Annotated in this window: 14 protein-coding genes; 12 read left to right on the forward strand and 2 right to left on the reverse strand. The window is 74.4% G+C overall.

The window, feature by feature from the left end:
* Nucleotides 1–47 precede the first annotated feature (47 nt).
* A complete protein-coding gene (gene mfd, locus LQ327_RS12655) occupies nucleotides 48–3,785 on the forward strand; it encodes a transcription-repair coupling factor (RefSeq protein ID WP_230734019.1) in 3,738 nt (1,245 codons plus the stop codon).
* A 93-nt stretch (nucleotides 3,786–3,878) separates the two neighbouring features.
* Here mfd and LQ327_RS12660 read toward each other — a convergent pair whose 3' ends face one another.
* Nucleotides 3,879–4,781: an MBL fold metallo-hydrolase gene (locus tag LQ327_RS12660; RefSeq protein ID WP_230734021.1), complete on the reverse strand. Its 903-nt coding sequence runs from the start codon at nucleotides 4,779–4,781 to the stop codon at nucleotides 3,879–3,881.
* 36 nt (nucleotides 4,782–4,817) lie between these two features.
* Between LQ327_RS12660 and LQ327_RS12665 the strand changes: the two genes are divergently transcribed.
* From LQ327_RS12665 to LQ327_RS12700, 8 genes are all read left to right on the forward strand, one after another.
* Nucleotides 4,818–5,795 (forward strand): asparaginase, encoded by a 978-nt coding sequence (locus LQ327_RS12665; protein WP_230734023.1) that lies wholly within the window; start codon nucleotides 4,818–4,820, stop codon nucleotides 5,793–5,795.
* A gap of 120 nt (nucleotides 5,796–5,915) precedes the next feature.
* Nucleotides 5,916–6,980, forward strand: a complete 1,065-nt coding sequence (locus LQ327_RS12670; RefSeq protein WP_230734025.1) for a hypothetical protein — start codon at nucleotides 5,916–5,918, stop codon at nucleotides 6,978–6,980.
* Nucleotides 6,977–7,927 (forward strand): nucleoside triphosphate pyrophosphohydrolase, encoded by a 951-nt coding sequence (locus LQ327_RS12675; RefSeq protein WP_230734026.1) that lies wholly within the window; start codon nucleotides 6,977–6,979, stop codon nucleotides 7,925–7,927. Before LQ327_RS12670 ends, LQ327_RS12675 begins: the two co-directional genes overlap by 4 nt.
* Before the next feature lie 157 nt (nucleotides 7,928–8,084).
* Entirely contained in the window at nucleotides 8,085–8,930 is an 846-nt protein-coding gene (efeU, locus tag LQ327_RS12680; RefSeq protein ID WP_230734028.1) for an iron uptake transporter permease EfeU, read from the forward strand.
* Nucleotides 8,931–9,002: 72 nt separating this feature from the next.
* On the forward strand, nucleotides 9,003–10,181 hold the full coding sequence (gene efeO, locus LQ327_RS12685) for an iron uptake system protein EfeO (protein WP_230734031.1): 1,179 nt from the start codon (nucleotides 9,003–9,005) through the stop codon (nucleotides 10,179–10,181).
* Nucleotides 10,178–11,422, forward strand: a complete 1,245-nt coding sequence (gene efeB / locus LQ327_RS12690) for an iron uptake transporter deferrochelatase/peroxidase subunit (protein ID WP_230734040.1) — start codon at nucleotides 10,178–10,180, stop codon at nucleotides 11,420–11,422. Before efeO ends, efeB begins: the two co-directional genes overlap by 4 nt.
* Before the next feature lie 84 nt (nucleotides 11,423–11,506).
* The gene (locus LQ327_RS12695; protein WP_230734042.1) at nucleotides 11,507–12,988 is read left to right on the forward strand and encodes a lytic transglycosylase domain-containing protein; all 1,482 of its coding nucleotides are present in this window, start codon (nucleotides 11,507–11,509) and stop codon (nucleotides 12,986–12,988) included.
* Nucleotides 12,989–13,142: 154 nt separating this feature from the next.
* Nucleotides 13,143–14,036 carry a type IV toxin-antitoxin system AbiEi family antitoxin gene (locus tag LQ327_RS12700; protein ID WP_230734048.1) on the forward strand — a complete coding sequence of 298 codons (894 nt, stop codon included), beginning with the start codon at nucleotides 13,143–13,145 and terminating at the stop codon, nucleotides 14,034–14,036.
* 157 nt (nucleotides 14,037–14,193) lie between these two features.
* Here the strand turns inward: LQ327_RS12700 and LQ327_RS12705 are convergent, their stop codons facing one another.
* A complete protein-coding gene (locus LQ327_RS12705) occupies nucleotides 14,194–14,610 on the reverse strand; it encodes a tetratricopeptide repeat protein (RefSeq protein ID WP_230734050.1) in 417 nt (138 codons plus the stop codon).
* Nucleotides 14,611–14,789: 179 nt separating this feature from the next.
* On the opposite strand from LQ327_RS12705, the gene eno reads away from it, so the two are divergent.
* The 3 genes from eno (at nucleotide 14,790) to LQ327_RS12720 (ending at nucleotide 17,474) form a co-directional block, all read left to right on the forward strand.
* Nucleotides 14,790–16,076 carry a phosphopyruvate hydratase gene (gene eno, locus LQ327_RS12710; RefSeq protein WP_230734052.1) on the forward strand — a complete coding sequence of 429 codons (1,287 nt, stop codon included), beginning with the start codon at nucleotides 14,790–14,792 and terminating at the stop codon, nucleotides 16,074–16,076.
* A gap of 498 nt (nucleotides 16,077–16,574) precedes the next feature.
* Entirely contained in the window at nucleotides 16,575–16,958 is a 384-nt protein-coding gene (locus LQ327_RS35230) for an FtsB family cell division protein (RefSeq protein ID WP_372460676.1), read from the forward strand.
* 9 nt (nucleotides 16,959–16,967) lie between these two features.
* Entirely contained in the window at nucleotides 16,968–17,474 is a 507-nt protein-coding gene (locus LQ327_RS12720) for a DUF501 domain-containing protein (RefSeq protein WP_230734056.1), read from the forward strand.
* Nucleotides 17,475–17,735: the final 261 nt, after the last annotated feature.

Here is a 17,735-nt window from a genome sequence, read left to right on the forward strand (position 1 = left end):
TCTCCTAGACTGGAATCGATCGCCTCAGGTTTCTGCGAAGGGCTCTGGTGTCCTCCTCCGCCACTCCCCACGGGCCGACCCCGCTCTCCGGTCTCGCCTCCGTCGTGCTCGCCGACCCGGGTCTGCGCACCGTCGTCGACGCGGCGGGCCGCGATGCCGCGGTGGAGGGCCCGACGGCGCTGCGCCCGCTGCTGGCCACCGCGCTCGCCGCGGATCCCGACGGCGAGTCCGGCGGCGCCGGGCGCACCGTGCTGCTCGTGTGCGCCACCGAGCGCGAGGCCGAGGAGCTGGCCGTGGCGACCGGGGAGCTCCTCGGCGAAGACGTCGTGGCCTATCTGCCCAGCTGGGAGACGCTGCCGCACGAGCGGCTGTCCCCGCGGGCCGACACCGTCGGCCGCCGGATCGCGATCCTGCGCCGGCTGGCCCACCCCGAGCTCGACCCGCACGGCCGGCTGCACGTCGTCACCGCCGCCACCCGCAGCCTCATCCAGCCGCTGGTCCCCGGTCTCGGCGACCTCGAGCCGGTGGTGCTGCGCGAGGGCACCGAGATCGAGCTGGAGCACCTCACCGAGCGCCTGGTCGACCTCGCGTACGCGCGCGTCGAGATGGTCGAGAAGCGCGGCGAGTTCGCCGTCCGCGGCGGGATCATCGACCTCTTTCCGCCCACGGCCGAGTCGCCCGTGCGCATCGAGTTCTGGGGCGACGAGGTCTCCGAGCTGCGCTGCTTCTCGGTGGCCGACCAGCGCTCGCTGCCCGACTCGGTGGAGGCCCGGCCCGACGAGGTCGTCGCACCGCCGTGCCGCGAGCTGCTGCTGACCGCCGACGTCCGCGAGCGCGCCGCCGAGCTGTCACGCACCCATGCGGGCACCGGCACCTTCGGCGGGGACAAGGCGCTCGGCGAGCTGCTGGGCAAGGTCGCCGCCGGGATCCCGACCGAGGGCATGGAGTCGCTGATCCCGGCCCTGCTGCCGGGCGAGCTCCAGTTGCTGCCCCAGTTGCTCCCCGACGGCGGGCACGTCGTCGTCTGCCACCCGGAGCGGGTGGAGCGCCGCGCGGCCGACCTGGTGCGCACCGGCCAGGAGTTCCTCGAGGCGAGCTGGCTGGTGGCGGCCGACTCCACCGAGGGCCGCGCCCCCATCGACCTCGGCGCCTCGGCCTATCGCGACCTCGACGTCGTCCGCACCGCCTCGCACGAGGGCGGACACCCCTGGTGGACGCTCTCCAGCCTGGCGACCGACCCGGACATCGAGGACGACTCGCACACCCGCGACGGCGTCCGGGTGGTGCGCACCGGCATCACCGGGGTCGAGTCGTACCGCGGCGACTGGGAGAAGGCGGCGGTCGACCTCCGGGCCCACGCCGCCTCCGGTGGCGCGGCCCTCGTCGTCGTACCGGCGGCCGGGACCGCGCAGCGCGCGGTCGAGCAGCTCACCGAGTTCGTCGGTGAGGACGTGCCGGTGGTGCAGGGCGACGGGACGGCGCAGGCCGGCGCGATCGCGGTCCTCCAGGGGCGGCTCGGCGACGGGTTCGTCGCACCGGAGAGCCGGCTGGTCCTGCTCACCGAGGCCGACCTCACCGGCAGCCGGGCCGCCGGCGGCGACGCCCCGACCAAGCGCGCCGCGGTCAAGCGCCGCAACGCGGTCGACCCGCTGACGTTGCAGACCGGGGACTTCGTCGTCCACGCCCAGCACGGCATCGGCAAGTTCGTCGAGATGACCCAGCGGACCACCGGCACCGGCAAGGCCGCGACCACCCGCGAGTACCTCGTGCTGGAGTACTCGAGCTCCAAGCGCGGGCAGCAGTCCGACCGGCTGTTCGTCCCGACCGACCAGCTCGACCAGGTCAGCCGCTACGTCGGCGGCGAGCTGCCGACGCTGAACAAGCTCGGCGGCTCCGACTGGTCGAAGACGAAGTCCAAGGCGCGCAAGGCCGTCCGCGACATCGCCGCGAGCCTCGTGCAGCTCTACGCCGCTCGGCAGGCCGCGCCCGGCCACGCGTTCGCCGACGACACCCCGTGGCAGCGCGAGATGGAGGACGCCTTCCCGTACACCGAGACGCCGGACCAGGCGTCCGCGATCGACGAGGTCAAGGCCGACATGGAGAAGGCGGTCCCGATGGACCGCGTCATCTCCGGCGATGTCGGCTACGGCAAGACCGAGATCGCGGTGCGGGCGGCGTTCAAGGCGGTGCAGGACGGCAAGCAGGTCGCGGTGCTCGTCCCGACGACGCTGCTCGCCTCGCAGCACCTGCAGACGTTCACCGACCGGATGCGGAACTTCCCGGTGACGGTGAAGGGCCTCTCGCGGTTCACCTCGGGCAAGGAGGCGGACGCGACGATCCGCGGGCTCGCGGACGGGACCGTCGACGTCGTCGTCGGGACCCACCGGCTGCTGCAGACCGGGATCACCTGGAAGGACCTCGGCCTGGTCATCATCGACGAGGAGCAGCGCTTCGGCGTCGAGCACAAGGAGCACATCACCGGGCTGCGGGCCCACGTCGACATGCTCTCGATGTCGGCCACGCCGATCCCCCGCACGCTGGAGATGAGCCTCGCCGGCATCCGCGAGATGTCGACGATCCTCACGCCCCCGGAGGAGCGGCACCCCACGCTGACCTACGTCGGCGCCTACGACGAGAAGCAGGTCGCGGCCGCGATCCGCCGCGAGCTGCTGCGCGACGGCCAGGTCTTCTACATCCACAACCGGGTCCAGTCGATCGACGACAGCGCCGCGAAGCTGCGCCGCCTCGTCCCGGAGGCCCGCATCGCGACGGCGCACGGCCAGATGGCGGAGGAGCGGCTCGAGCGCACCGTCAGCGAGTTCTGGGAGCGCGAGCACGACGTCCTGGTCTGCACCACGATCGTCGAGAACGGCCTGGACATCTCCAACGCCAACACGCTGATCGTGGAGCGCTCGGACACCCTGGGCCTCTCCCAGCTCCACCAGCTGCGTGGGCGCGTCGGCCGCGGCCGCGAGCGCGGGTACGCGTACTTCCTCTACCCGAACGACAAGCCGCTGACCGAGACGTCGCACGAGCGGCTGGCCACCATCGCGCAGCACTCCGAGCTGGGTGCGGGCACCGCGGTCGCGATGAAGGACCTGGAGATCCGCGGCGCGGGCAACATCCTCGGCGCGGAGCAGTCCGGGCACATCGCCGGTGTGGGGTTCGACCTGTACGTGCGGCTGGTCGGCGAGGCCGTCGAGGCGTTCAAGAAGCACACCGGGGCCGACACCGACGACGCCGAGGAGCCGCTCGCCGAGGTCCGGGTCGACCTGCCGATCGACGCCCACGTGCCGCACGACTACGTCGACACCGAGCGGCTGCGTCTCGACGTCTACCGCAAGATCGCCGAGGCGGTCGACGGTCCGGCGCTGGACGCGGTGCGCGAGGAGCTGGTCGACCGCTACGGCGAGCCGCCGACACCGGTGACCAACCTGCTCGCCGTCGCCGCGTTCCGGCAGGCGTGCCGGCGCTACGGGATCACCGAGGTCTCCGGGCAGGGCAACCAGATCCGGTTCGCGCCGGTCGACCTGCCGGAGTCCGCGCAGATGCGGCTCAAGCGGCTGCACCCGCGCGCGCAGCTCAAGGCCGCGTCGCAGACCCTCTCGCTGCCGAAGCCGACCGAGGGGCAGTCCGGGTCGGGTGGGGCCAAGGGTCCGGTGCGCATGGGTGCCGCGCCGCTGCGGGACCTCGAGCTGCTGGCCTGGTGCGAGCAGCTGTTCGTCGCGCTGTACGGGGAGCGCCCGGCCGCGTCGAGCCCGGAGAAGGTCCCGGCCGGGGTCTAGGCGGCTCGGAAAGGCACGAACGGCTCGTTCGTCACCTTCGAAGGTGACGAACGAGCCGTTCGTGCCGTGGCGACCGAACCAGGACTCGGCCGCTCAGGCGAACGGCGTGAACCCCGACGCGTAGCCCAGCTCGCAGAGCTCGGTGTCGGGCGCCTGCTTCGCCAGAGCCTCGCGGACCGGCCCGACGTCGACGGCGCCGGCGAACCCGGGCAGCCAGTCGTCGTGGTGGGAGAGCACCAGCCGCCGCGGCCCGAGCCACGAGGCCTCCTCGGCGACGAAGTCGGCCAGCGACCCCTGCACCGGCTCGCCGTCGCGGTTGCCCCGGCCCGCCGCGGCGAGGATCGCGACGTCGGGTGACTCCGCGCCGAGCACGCCCGTCCACGCCCCGACGGTGTCCTGCACCAGCAGCGAGCCCTCCGAGGTCTCGACGACGTAGACCAGCGCGCCGCCGTCGCCACGCTCGCCCTGCGAGGCCGCCTGCAGGTGACGCAGCACGTCCCCGCCCAGTGCCGGCAGCCCGGCGAAGATCGCCGCGATCCGCTCCTGACGCTCCTGCCAGGTCACTCCCAGCTCGCCGAGGCAGACCTGGTCGGCGGCCGGGAAGGAGGTTCCCGACCAGATGCAGGAGTGCAGGCTCGGCAGGACGCGGACGGTGGTCGTGGCGTCGAGCCGGACCCGCTCCCCGCCGGAGACCGGCACCAGCTGCTCCTCGGGCACCCCGCAGGCCGCCATCACGCGCACGGTCTCGTAGGACCCGACGATCCGTGCGCCCGTCGCGGCCAGCCGCTCGGCCCCGTAGAGGTGGTCGAAGTGGGAGTGCCCGACGAGGATCCAGTCGCCCGGGCCCATCCCGGCCGCGACGTCCGCGACGCCGACCCCGCTCTGCGGCGCGTCCGGCACCCGGTCCAGGTAGGCGTCGAGCATCACGGTGAGGCCCTCGGCGGTGACGAGGCGGAAGGTGGCGCAGCCGTACCAGTCCAGTCGGGCGGTGCTCATGGGTCCCATCGAAGCACCGTCCTAGGGTCCGCACCCGTGACCCGACTCGCCCTCCTCGCCACCGGCGGCACCATCGCCACCCGCGCCACGTCCGAGGGACGCGCGGTCGCAGCGACCGCGCGGGATCTGCTCGGGACCGTCACGACCGGTCCCGACGTCGACGTCGTCCCGATCGACGCCGCCGGCCGACTCTCCTTCGCGGCGACCCTCGACGACGTCGCCGCGCTCGCCCGGACGGTCCGTGAGACCTGCGCGGCGTACGACGGCGTCGTGGTCACCCACGGCACCGACACCCTCGAGGAGACCGCGGCGCTGCTCGCCCTGACCCACGACGGCGCCACCCCGGTCACGATCACCGGTGCCCAGCGGCCGTTCGACGACGCCGCGCCCGACGGTCCGACGAACCTCGGCGCCGCGCTGCGCTGGGCCGCGTACGGCCGCCCGGGCGTGACGGTCACGTTCGCCGGCCAGGTGCTGCCCGCGATCGGGGTGCGCAAGATCCACACCTCGGCGCTGTCCGCGTTCGCGGCGCCGGACCGGGGACCGCTGGCGAGCGCCGACGGCGGCGGGAGCATCGACGGGGCAATCCGTGAGCACGCGGTCGCCCCCGACGCGTCCCTCGGCGACCCGCCCGCGACGCTGCCGCGCGTCGACGTCGTCGCCCAGTACGTCGGCGCCGACGCGCACGCCCTCGACGCCGCGGTGGCGGCCGGGGCGCGGGGGATCGTCGTTGCGGCGTTCGGCGCGGGCAATGCCACCCCGGCCGTCGTCGAGTCGGCCCGGCGGCTCCTGGAACAGCACGTCCCGGTCGTGGTGGCGAGCCGGACCGGGGCCGGGGCCGTGGAGGGGCTGTACGCGGGCGGCGGCGCCGATCTCGCGCGGGCCGGCGCCCTGTTCGCCGGGGACCTGTCGCCGTGGCAGGCGCGGCTGCTGCTCGCGGTGGCCCTCGCGACCGCGCCGGACGACCCCGCCGGCGCCGCTCGCGCGTGGGCGGCCCGGACCGGGGTGGCGTGAAGCGGGGTCACCTGACCCCGGCCCGGCTCCCGAACCGCTGTGAACCCGGCGTAGCCCCGCGAACCCACCGTGATCAGAACCGCCCCGTGAGATGGTGACGCGGTGATCAGGTGCTCCCCGGTGCGCCGACTCTTCCCGGCCCTGGCGGCCGGACTGGTCGCCCTCGGCGTCCTCACCTCGTGCTCGACGGCCGGCACCGGGCCCGCCGCACCCGAGCTCGGCGCGGGCGTGGCGGCCGTCGTCGGGAACCAGGTGGTGTCCTCGGAGCTGCTCGCCGCCCGGGTCCGGACCGCGGCGCCCGACCTCGCCCAGGCGCTCGCCGCCCAGTCCCACCCGGGCGGGAGCGGCGGCACCCTCGACCCCGCCACGCTCGCCGACGAGAGCCGGGAGCTGCTGACCACCGCGGTGCTGCACGAGGTGACCATCGAGGCCGCGCGGCGCGACGGGATCGTCGTCGCGCCCGCCGACGTCGACGCGCAGGTCGAGGCGGCCGGGGGCGCGCAGGCCGCGGCCGCGTCGGGCTACGACCTCCCCACCTTCCGCGAGCTGGTGTCCGACCAGATCGCGCTGGCCGAGATCGGCCACCGGGAGTTCGACCGGCTCGCGGTCACGGTGGACATCGGCACGTTCGGCTCCCGGGCGGCCGCCGAGCAGGCCGCCGGCCGGCTCGCCACCGACCCCGGCACGGGCGCCCTCGACGCCCTCCCGCCGCAGCAGCGGATCCTCGACACCACCCTGCGGCCGGGCACCGTGCGGTCCGGCGAACGCGTGCGCAGCGCGTCGTCGCTGGTCTTCGGCCTGCCCGGGCGGACCGTGAGCATCTCCGGGCCGTCCGACTCCTCGCCCGGGACGCCCGCCCCGGACCCGACGACGCAGCCGTGGACCGTCGTGCGCGTGCGTGACCGGAGCCTGTCCGCGCCACCACCCGGGGCGGGGACGGTCCCGGCCTCGCTCGTCGACAGCTCGACGATGATCCAGTTCGGGCTGCGGGCGATCCAGCCCCTGTCCCTCGAGCTCGGCGTGCGGATCAACCCCCGCTACGGGACGTGGGACCCCACCCAGCAGCGGGTGGTCGCCCCGCCCGCGGCGGCGGGCACCATCGAGCCGTTGCGGGTCGCGGTACCGACGACCCCGACCATCACCCCGCAGCCCCCTGCGGCCCCGACCCTGGAGCCCGAGCCGTGACCGGTCCCCGACCGACCACCCCCACCATGATCACCACGACGACCGCCGCCCCGACCACCGTCGTCGTCGACCCCCGGCTGGGGGCGGTGCTGCCCGCCCGGGCCGTGCGCCTCGTCGCGGCCGCCCCGGTGGTCCTGCTCGACGCCTCGCTGACCCCGGCGCTGGCCCGGCGCTTCGCCGAGGAGCTCGGCGCGGTCCCGGCCGGCGACGACGACCCCGTCCCCGGTGCGGTGCTGCTCGTCGCGGGCCCCGACCCGGAGGCGCCGGCGGGCGCGGAGCTCCTCGAGGCCGTCGCGGTGATGGACCGGCTGCGCTCACCCGGCGGCTGTCCCTGGGACGCCGAGCAGACCCACGAGAGCCTGCTGCGCTACCTCGTCGAGGAGACCTACGAGCTCTACGACGCGGTCGCCGCCGGGGATGTCGCGGCCACCCGCGAGGAGCTGGGTGACGTGCTGCTCCAGGTGCTCTTCCACGCCCGGGTCGCGACGGAGGCGGCGGAGGGGTTCGACGTCGACGACGTCGCCGCCGAGCTCGTCGCGAAGCTGGTCGGCCGGCACCCGCACGTGTTCGCGGGGGAGGCCGGGGTGGCCACGGCCGGTGACCAGGACCGGCGCTGGGAGGAGCTCAAGGCCACCGAGAAGGGCCGGGACTCGGTGCTCGACGGCGTCGCGCTCGCCCAGCCCGGCGCCGCGCTGCTCGCGAAGTACGTCAGCCGTGCGAAGCGCGCGGGCGTGCCGGAGGACCTGCTGGCCGGGGCCGTCCCGGGCGGTGCCCCGCAGGCCGTCGTGGCCGCGTACCTGGCGGGCGGGGACCCCGAGGGGGATCTGCGCGCCGCCGCGACCGCCCTGGGCACACGGGTGCGGGCAGTGGAGGCAAGGCTGCCCGCACCGACCGACGGGCAGCCACGCCGCACCGGCCCGGACGACTGGCGATCACACTGGCAGTGACCTTTTCGTCCCGGTTCCGAGCGGTCTCACTCGGACGGATCACAGAAGTCGATCGTCTTTTCGCACCCAGGGTGCTTGACGTGAAGGTGAGGCAAACCTAAGACTTCCGCGTGCGCGGTGGCCACCCCGGCCGTCGCCGACCGAGGAGGGCGCGGCGGTGCTGGCGACGTTCGTCATCGGACTCCGGGAGGGGCTGGAAGCAGCCCTCATCGTCGGGATCGTCGCCGGGTTCCTGCGCCGCCGCGGAGACACTGCGGCGCTGCGGCCGATGTGGGCCGGCGTGGCTCTCGCCGTGCTCATCTGCGTGATCGTCGCCGTCGTCCTCGAGGTGGTCTCGGCCGACCTGCCCCAGCAGGAGCAGGAGGGGCTCGAGACGGTGATCGGCCTGGTGGCCGTCGGGATGATCACCTACATGATCGTGTGGATGCGGAAGCACGCGCGGTCCATGCGCGGCGAACTGGAGAAGGCCGCCGAGTCCGCGCTCGCGAAGGGCTCCACCTGGGCCCTCGTCGGGATGGCCTTCCTCGCGGTCCTGCGGGAGGGCTTCGAGACCACGGTCTTCCTGCTCGCCGCCTTCCAGTCGTCGACCAGCCCCGTCGCGGCCGGTGGCGGTGCGGCGCTCGGCATCCTCGTCGCCATCGGTCTCGGGTACGGGATCTACAAGGGCTCGGTCCACATCGACCTCGCCCGCTTCTTCACGGTCACCGCCGTCTTCCTGGTGCTCGTCGCGGCGGGCCTGCTGGTCAGCGCGGTGCACACCGCCCACGAGGCGACCTGGCTCAACGTCGGGCAGATCCAGGTCGCGGACCTTTCCGCCATCGTCCGGCCCGGCACGCCGATCTCGTCGCTGCTGACGGGCGTGCTCGGCATCCAGCCGCAGCCGACCCTCATCGAGGTCGTCGCCTGGTTGATCTACCTGGTGCCGATGCTCGTCTTCGTCCTGTGGCCCGTCCGGCGGCCGTCGCGGGCCTCCGCGACGGCCACGGCCGACGCCTCCGCCTGAGCGGACCCGACCTCCGCCCACCGATCCGCCTGGGACGCCTGTGTCCCGAGCCCGCTCGAAAGGACCCAGCCCGTGTCCCCCGTCTCGCCCCTCCCGGCGCGGCCCCGTCGTCGCGGCACCGCCGTCGTCGGTGCCCTCGCCGTCGCCGTGGTCACCGCCGGGCTGATGGCGGCCTGCTCCTCCGGCGGGGGTGACCAGGCCGCCCAGGGAGCCAAGGTCTCCCTGCCGCTGTCCGACGCCGGGTGCGCCCCGCAGCCCGCGTCGGTGCCCGCCGGGCCGGTCTCCTTCACCGTCACCAACAACGGGACGGCCAAGGTCACCGAGGGCGAGATCCAGAAGGACAGCCGGATCCTGGGCGAGAAGGAGAACATCACCGAGGGTCTCTCGGGCGACTTCTCGCTGCGCCTCGACCCGGGCACCTACACGGTCTACTGCCCGGGCGCGGCGCAGGACACCGCGCAGCTCACCGTCACGGGGGAGGGCGGCCAGTCGCAGGCCCCGACGGACACCAACCTGGCGACCGCGACCACCGGGTACAAGCAGTACGTGATCGCCGAGGTCGCCGCGCTCGTGCCGGCGACGAAGCAGTTCAACGACGCGGTCCGGGCCGGCGACGTCGCGACCGCGCAGAAGCTCTACGCCCCGGCGCGCTACCACTACGAGCAGATCGAGCCCGTCGCGGAGAGCTTCGGGGACCTCGACCCGTCCATCGACCAGCGCATCGCCGACGTCGAGCCGGGCAAGGACTGGACCGGGTTCCACCGCATCGAGCAGGCGCTCTGGGTCAACAAGACCACCGCGGGGATGGCGCCCTACGCCGACAAGCTCGACGCCGACGTCGCGCAGCTGCAGTCGCTCGTGGCGACGGCGGACTACCAGCCGGCGCAGCTGGCCAACGGTGCGAGCGAGCTCCTGACCGAGGTCTCGACGTCGAAGGTCACCGGTGAGGAGGACGCCTACTCCCACACCGACCTCTCGGACTTCGACGCCAACATCGCCGGCGCGCAGAAGGCGTTCGAGCTGCTCAAGCCCTCACTGCAGACGAAGGACCCGGCGCTCGCCACCCAGCTGCAGGCCCGCTTCACCGGCATCACCGACGAGCTGCAGCCGTTCCGCACCGGCGAGGCCGCCCCCGGCATCCCGACCTACGTCGACTACTCGACGGTGACCGAGGCCCAGCGCCGCGTGCTCGCCGACCGGGTCAACGCGCTGGCCGAACCCCTCTCGCAGGTCTCCGGAAAGGTCGCATGACGAGCATTTCCCGCCGTTCGCTCCTCGGCCGCGCCGGCCTCCTCGCGGGGGCCGGCGTGGCCGGCGGTGTGCTCGCCGGATGTTCCACCGCCACCCCGCCACCACCGCAGGTCGTCGCCTTCCGGGGCGCGCACCAGGCCGGGGTCGACACCGCGGCGCAGGACCGGCTGGCCTTCGCGGCGTTCGACGTCGTCCCGGGCTCCAGCCGCGCCGACCTCGTCGCGCTCCTGACGACGTGGACCGCGGCCGCCGAGGCCATGGCCGCCGGCCAACCGGTGCCCGGCAACAACGACGACCAGAACTCCCCGCCCGCCGACACCGGCGAGGCGTTCGACCTCGCCCCGGGCAACCTCACGGTCACCGTCGGGTTCGGGCCGGGCCTCTTCGACGGCCGCTTCGGGCTCGCCGGCCGGAAGCCCGCGGAGCTCGCCGTCCTGCCCACCCTGCCCGGGGACACGCTCGACCCGACGATCTCCGGGGGCGACCTCGCGATCCAGGCGTGCTCGGAGGACCCGCAGGTCGCCTTCCACGCCGTGCGCAACCTCGCCCGTCTGGGGCGCGGCACCGTCGTGACCCGGTGGACCCAGCTCGGGTTCGGGCGGACGTCGTCGACCTCGACCGCCCAGGCGACGCCGCGCAACCTCATGGGCTTCAAGGACGGCACCCGCAACCTCAAGGTCGAGGACCCGGCGGCGATGAACCGCTCGGTGTGGATCGCGCCCGGCGACGTGCCCGGCGGTGCCTCGTGGCTGGCCGGCGGCTCGTTCCTCGTCTCGCGGCGGATCCGGATGATCCTCGAGACCTGGGACCGCGACGTCCTCTCCGACCAGGAGAACGTCTTCGGGCGCAGCAAGTCCGCGGGCGCTCCGCTCTCGGGCGGCGACGAGTTCACCCCGCCCGACTTCACCAAGACGCTCGCGACGGGCCTGCCGGCCATCCCGCTCGACGCCCACATGCGGCTCGCGGCGCCCGAGAACAACAACGGGACCGCGATCCTGCGGCGCAGCTACTCCTTCACCGACGGCGTCGACCCGACGACCGGGATGCTCGACGCCGGGCTGTTCTTCATCGCGTTCATGCGCTCGCCGACGCAGTTCACCACGCTGCAGACCCAGCTCGGGTCGCACGACGCGCTCAACGAGTACATCCGGCACACCTCGTCCGCGCTGTTCGCCTGCCCGCCCGGTGTCGCGCCGGGGAACGCGGGCGACTACTGGGGCCGGGCACTGCTGGAGGGTTAGGTCCGTGTGAGGCCTGTATCCGCTGCTCGGGACGGGGTGGGTCGAGCGAGGCGCGTCGTGGCCGGGCCGTAACCTGGCTCACCGATGAGTACGAGCGTCGACTCCCACCGCGGAGCGGGCCCGTCGGAGCCGCCCGGGTCCTCCGGGACGCCGGAGACCCACGGCGAGGCGACCGACCGGTTCCGGGTGCCCGTGGTGGGCGACGCCACCGAGCAGTTCCGTGCTCCGCGTCCCGACGACGAGGACGAGGCCGGGCCGGACGCCGGTGGGTCCGGGTCCGCGGACGGCGGGAACCCCTGGTTCGACGCGTCGGCACCCGACGGCGGGGCTCCCGACTCGTCCGACGACGAGGCCGTGACGGGCTCCGTCGCGGCGGCCCCCGAGGGTGCTTCGCCGGGGGACTGGACGGACGCCGGGGAGGCCCCCGGCAACGGTGTCCTCGACGACGACGACGACGACGACGCTGCCGCTGACGAGGCGCTGACCGGGTCGGTCGAGGCGACGTCGGGAGACGGCCGTCCCCGGCGCCGCTCGCGTGGGATGCGCGTGCCGACCCGGACGCTCACCCCGCCGGCGAGGCCCGGCCGGGGCGGGCCGGACGGCGGCGTCGACCCCGGTATGCCGTCCGCGCCGATCGTCGCCGCGCTGACCGCGACGTCGCCCACCGTCGGCCTGTCGTCCGGCGCCGGAGCACCGCCGCCGGTGCTCCCGCTCGGCGGGCCGCCCCCGCCGTCGTCGTCACCCACGCCGCCGCGACGGACCGCCGCGATCGGGCGCCTCGCGCTGGTGCTGGTGCTGGTGGCCGCCGTCATCGGCACCGTCGTCGTGCTGCGGCAGGGCACCCAGTTCGGCCGCACCGACGCCGGCCCGGAGGAGATCCCCGCGCTGGAGGTCGCGCCCGCGCAGGTCGACCTCGGATCGGTCACGCAGCCGACCGCGACGGCCCCGCCGGCGAGCCTCCTCCCGGGGACCGGCGCCAACACGTCCAGCGGCGGGAACGCGGCGTCGATCTCCGCCTGGGCGAACGGGCTGGGCCCGAAGACCAACATCCCGCCGGTGGCGCTGCAGGCGTACGGGATCGCGGACGTGACGATGCGCAAGGTCGACCCGCAGTGCCACCTCTCGTGGGTCACGGTCGCGGGCCTCGCGCGCATCGAGTCCAACCACGGTCGCTACCGCGGCGCGCACGTCGCGCCGAACGGCGACATCGAGCCGCGGATCGTGGGCGTGCCCCTCGACGGCACCAGCGGCAACCGCACCATCGGCGACACCGACGGCGGCGCGCTCGACGGCGACCCGACCCTGGACCGCGCCGTCGGGCCGCTGCAGTTCATCCCGTCGACCTGGATGAAGTGGCGCGCGGACGGCAACAACGACGGGCGCGCCGACCCGGACAACATCTTCGACGCGGCGCTCGCGGCCGGGCGCTACCTCTGCGCGGGTGGGCGGGACCTCGCCTCCGGGCAGGGCTGGCGCTCCGCGGTGCTCTCCTACAACAACTCGGACGACTACGGCCGCCGGGTGTACGCCGCCGCCGAGGCCTACGCGAACAGCAAGGCGCCGTAGGGACGGGGCCCGCTCGCCCGGTCTCGTGGGCCCCGACCCCGGCGAGGGAGTCATTGCGGGTCGACCGGATCTCCGATCTGCCGCGCAACGACTCCCTGATCACCGATTCGGCACCTCCATGGAGCCGATCGGCCCCGGGCACCGTCGTAACCCCGTGGGAGTCGACGCACACACGAGCCGGCCGTTCCGCGGGTCCGAGGCGGTCGCGCGCGGTGACGTGACCTGGGACCAGCTCGCGGGCCCGTCGTTCCTCCGGCTGTTGACCGACGTCTACGTCGGGGCACTGGCCGAGGTGGACACCGCCACCTGGGTCCGTGCCGTGGCGCTGTGGGGGCGTGGATCAGGCGTGGTCTCCGGACCGCTCGCCGCACTGGCGTTCGGAGCGGAGTGTCCCTGGGAGGACCGCGAGATCGTCATGTCCTCGAGTCGACGGGCGACGTCGTCCGAGGTGGGTGTCCGGCGTGATCGGTTGCTCCCGGGCGAGGTGTGCACCCGGTTGGGGGTGGCCGTCACCTCGCCGGCCCGCACCGCGTACGACCTCGCCCGGCGCGGCCCGCTCGTGGAGGCCGTCGCGGCGGTCGACGTGATCGCGAATCGCTGCGGGCTGACCGCCGAACACCTGCTCGCCGTCGCCGACGCACATCCGAGTGCGCGAGGATCCGTGCAGGTCAGGCGGGTGGCGGAGCTGATGGATCCCCGGACCGCGTGGCTGATGGAGAGCCGACTGCGGCTGGCGGTCGTCCTGCGCGGGGTGCCTCCACCGACCCCGCAGTACGAGGTACGGGTCCGGGGCGGGAGCCGCTACCTCGACCTCGCGTGGCCCGACGTGCCGCCGGAGTGCCGCAAGCTCGGGCTCGAGTACGACGGACCGACGCACCGCTCGATCACCGGTCAGAACCGCGATCTCCTGCGCGACGCCGATCTCGACGACCGCGGCTGGGAGATCATCCACGTCGGCGCGGTCCAGGTGTACGACGAGCGCCGCGCCGACGAGCTGGCGGCGCGGGTGCTGCGCAAGATCACCGGCAACGGGCGGCGACCACAGTGATCAGGGAGTCGATACGGGGCGGAATGGAGATCCGATCGACCCGCAGTGACGCCTTGATCATGGCGCGGGCCGGTGGGGCGGGCAAGGGGCGGGCCCAAGGGCGGCCAGCGGCCGCCCGCCCCGGCCCCCGGTCGGCCGACCCCGGAGCATCGACCCCTCAGGCGCCCCGACGCAGCGCGATCGTCGCGCTGACCTCGCCCAGCGCCTCCTGGTACTCCGGGCGCGGGTCCATCGCGGCCGCCATGCGCAGCTGGGCGCGGGCCTCCTCCAGGCGCGACTGGCGCTGCAGCGTGCGACCCAGCGCGAAGCGCGCGTAGTGGTCCGCGGGGTCGATCTCGAGCACCCGGAGGAAGCCGGCCTCGGCCCGCCGGAACTGCGCCGACGCCAGGTAGGCCCGCGCGGCCAGCAGGTGCACCGAGGCGGCCTCGGACTCGGTCTCCAGCAGGGGGGCCAGCGTCTTGAGCGCATCGAGCGGGCGGCGGTGATCGAGCAGCTGTTCGGCGCGGCGGAACGCGGTGACCATGCCGTCGCCGGGCCCCGGTCCGCTCCGCTCGGTGTCCCGTGGCGACGACATTCCCGCACGGTAGGTCCCCGACGCGCGGGACGCGAGACCGGACGTCGTCAGCCACCCGGGTGGCAGTCCCGGGCACGGAGGGCGACATGGCCCACGCCGTGGCTCACCCCACCCGCTGGCCCCGGCCGCTAGCATCGGCGCCCGGTCCGAGCACAGTCGTGGCAGTAGGAGGCGGATCCGTGGCGGTCATCGAGCAGGTCGGTGCTCGGGAAATCCTGGACTCCCGGGGGACCCCGACGGTCGAGGTGGAGGTCGCACTCGACGACGGCACGCTCACCCGCGCCGCCGTCCCCTCGGGTGCGAGCACGGGAGAGCACGAGGCCGTCGAGCTGCGTGACGGCGACCGCGGTCGCTACCTCGGCAAGGGCGTCGAGAAGGCCGTCGGCGGGGTGCTCGACGAGATCGGCCCCGGCCTCGTCGGGATGGACGCCACCGAGCAGCGGGTCGTCGACCAGAAGCTGATCGACCTCGACGGCACCCCGGACAAGTCCCGGCTCGGGGCGAACGCGCTCCTCGGTGTGAGCCTCGCCGTCGCCCGGGCGGCCGCGGAGTCCGCCGAGCTGGATCTCTTCCGCTACATCGGCGGCCCGAACGCCCACGTGCTCCCGGTGCCGATGATGAACATCCTCAACGGCGGCGCCCACGCCGACTCCGGTGTCGACGTCCAGGAGTTCATGGTCGCGCCGGTCGGGGCGGACACCTTCCGCGAGGCGTTGCGCTGGGGCGCCGAGGTCTACCAGGCGCTCAAGGCGGTGCTGAAGAAGAACGGCCTCTCGACGGGGCTCGGCGACGAGGGCGGGTTCGCGCCCTCGCTGCCCAACAACCGCGAGGCGCTCGACCTGATCAGCACGGCGGTCGGCCAGGCGGGGCTCACCCTCGGCCGGGACGTCGTCCTCGCGCTCGACGTCGCCGCCAGCGAGCTGTTCTCCGACGGCACCTACACGTTCGAGGGCCAGAAGCGCAGCGCCGCCCAGATGAGCTCGTACTACGCCGAGCTGCTCGACTCCTACCCGCTGGTCTCCATCGAGGACCCGCTCTCGGAGGACGACTGGGAGGGCTGGAGCCGCCTGACCGCCGACATCGGCGACCGCGTCCAGATCGTCGGCGACGACCTCTTCGTCACCAACATCGAGCGGCTCGAGGAAGGCATCGAGCGGCGCGCCGCGAACGCGCTCCTGGTCAAGGTCAACCAGATCGGGACGCTCTCCGAGACCCTCGACGCGATGAGCCTGGCGCAGCAGTACGGCTACCGCTGCATGATGAGCCACCGCTCCGGCGAGACCGAGGACACGACGATCGCCGACCTCGCCGTCGCCACCAACTGCGGCCAGATCAAGACCGGCGCCCCGGCGCGGTCCGAGCGGGTCGCGAAGTACAACCAGCTCCTGCGCATCGAGGAGGCCCTCGGCGACGCCGCGCGCTACGCCGGCGACCTGGCCTTCCCGCGCTTCGACCCGGAGAGCTGAGGCCCGCCGACCGTGCCCACCCGGCCCCGCCCGCAGTCCTCGGAGCCCGACCCGCCCTCGCGGTCGGGCGGGGGGCGCGCGGCGGCGGCCGGTGCGGGTCGGTCCGGCTCCACGAGGGCGGGCACGACGACGGCCGAACCCACGACCACCGGCACGAAGACCACGACGACGAAGTCCACCGCGGCGAAGAGCGCCAAGTCCTCCGGCACCACGACGGCCACGACGAAGACCACCGCGGCGAAGAGCGCCAAGTCCTCCGGCACCACGACGGCCACGACGAAGACCACCGCGGCGAAGAGCACCAAGAACACCGGCACCACCACCGCCGCGCCGGGCAACGCCACCCGCCCCCGGACCCGGGTCCGTGCCCGCCAGGGCCCCCGCCGCGACCCGCAGCGCACGGCCCTGCGGCGCCATCCGCTGTCCGGGCGCCAGGGCGGCCCCGCACCCGCCGCGGCGCAGGCCGCCGCCCGGGCGGCCCGGGCCACCCGCGGGGCACTGGGCCTCTCCACCGCACGACGGGCCGCGCTGCTCGCCGTCGTCGTCTGCGCCCTGGCCCTGACCGTCGCTGTACCGCTGCGCAACTACGTCTCGCAGCGCCACGAACTGGCCGCCGTCGCCGAGCAGCAGCAGCGCCTCGACGCCGACGCCGCGGCGCTGCGGGGCGAGCGCGCCGCGATGGACGACCCGGCGCACGTCGAGGCCCTCGCGCGCGCCCGCCTCGGGTACGCGCGGCCCGGCGAGACCCCCTACCGCGTCGAGCTGCCCGGCGACGCCGCGAACCAGCCCACGTCGAGCAGCGGCGCCGCGATCGCACCCTCCGAGGCCGACCTGCCCTGGTACACCCGCGTGGCCCGCGGGACGCTCGGGACGGCCCCGTGAGCCCCGCGGATGGTTGAGCCGCTGCGCGAGGGCGACCGGGAGGCGATCGGTGCGCAGATCGGGCGCGCTCCCCGCGGGCTGTGCGGGGTGGCGCACCGCTGCCCCTGCGGGCTGCCCTCGACGGTGGTGACCGCGCCGCGCCTCGAGGACGGCACCCCCTTCCCGACGCTCTACTACGCGACCTGCCCCCGCCTGACGTCGCGGATCGGGACGCTGGAGGCGGAGGGCCTCATGCGCTCCCAGACCGAGCGTCTGGCGACCGATCCCGGGTTCGCCGCCGAGTACGAGGCCGCCCACCGCGCCTACCTCGCCGAGCGCGACGCGATCGAGCCGCTGGGGATCGAGACCAGCGCCGGGGGCATGCCCACGCGGGTGAAGTGCCTGCACGTGCACGTCGCGCACACCCTCGCCGTCGGGCCCGGGGTGAACCCGGTCGGTGACGAGACGCTCGCGAAGCTGCCCGAATGGTGGGCGGCCGGCCCGTGCGTCGACCCCGACGACACTGCGTCCGAGTAGCGACCCGGCCCGACCGTCGCCGGGTCGTGTGCGCCGCCCCCCGCGATCGCGACCTCCGGTCGTCGACGCAGCGTCGTCGTCGGGATCGACACGGGTGATCTCGTGACACGGCCCGGTGTCGATCCCCGTCCTGGATTGCCCGGGGCCCTGCTCTCCCAGCACCATGGTCCCGTCGGCAGATGCCCCAGCAGGATCCGCCGATCCGCTTTCTCCGGTGGTGCGGACGGCCCACCGGGACGCGGGGTTCTCCGCCGGACCCCG

This window comes from Actinomycetospora endophytica (assembly GCF_021026375.1).
Lineage (GTDB): Bacteria > Actinomycetota > Actinomycetes > Mycobacteriales > Pseudonocardiaceae > Actinomycetospora > Actinomycetospora endophytica.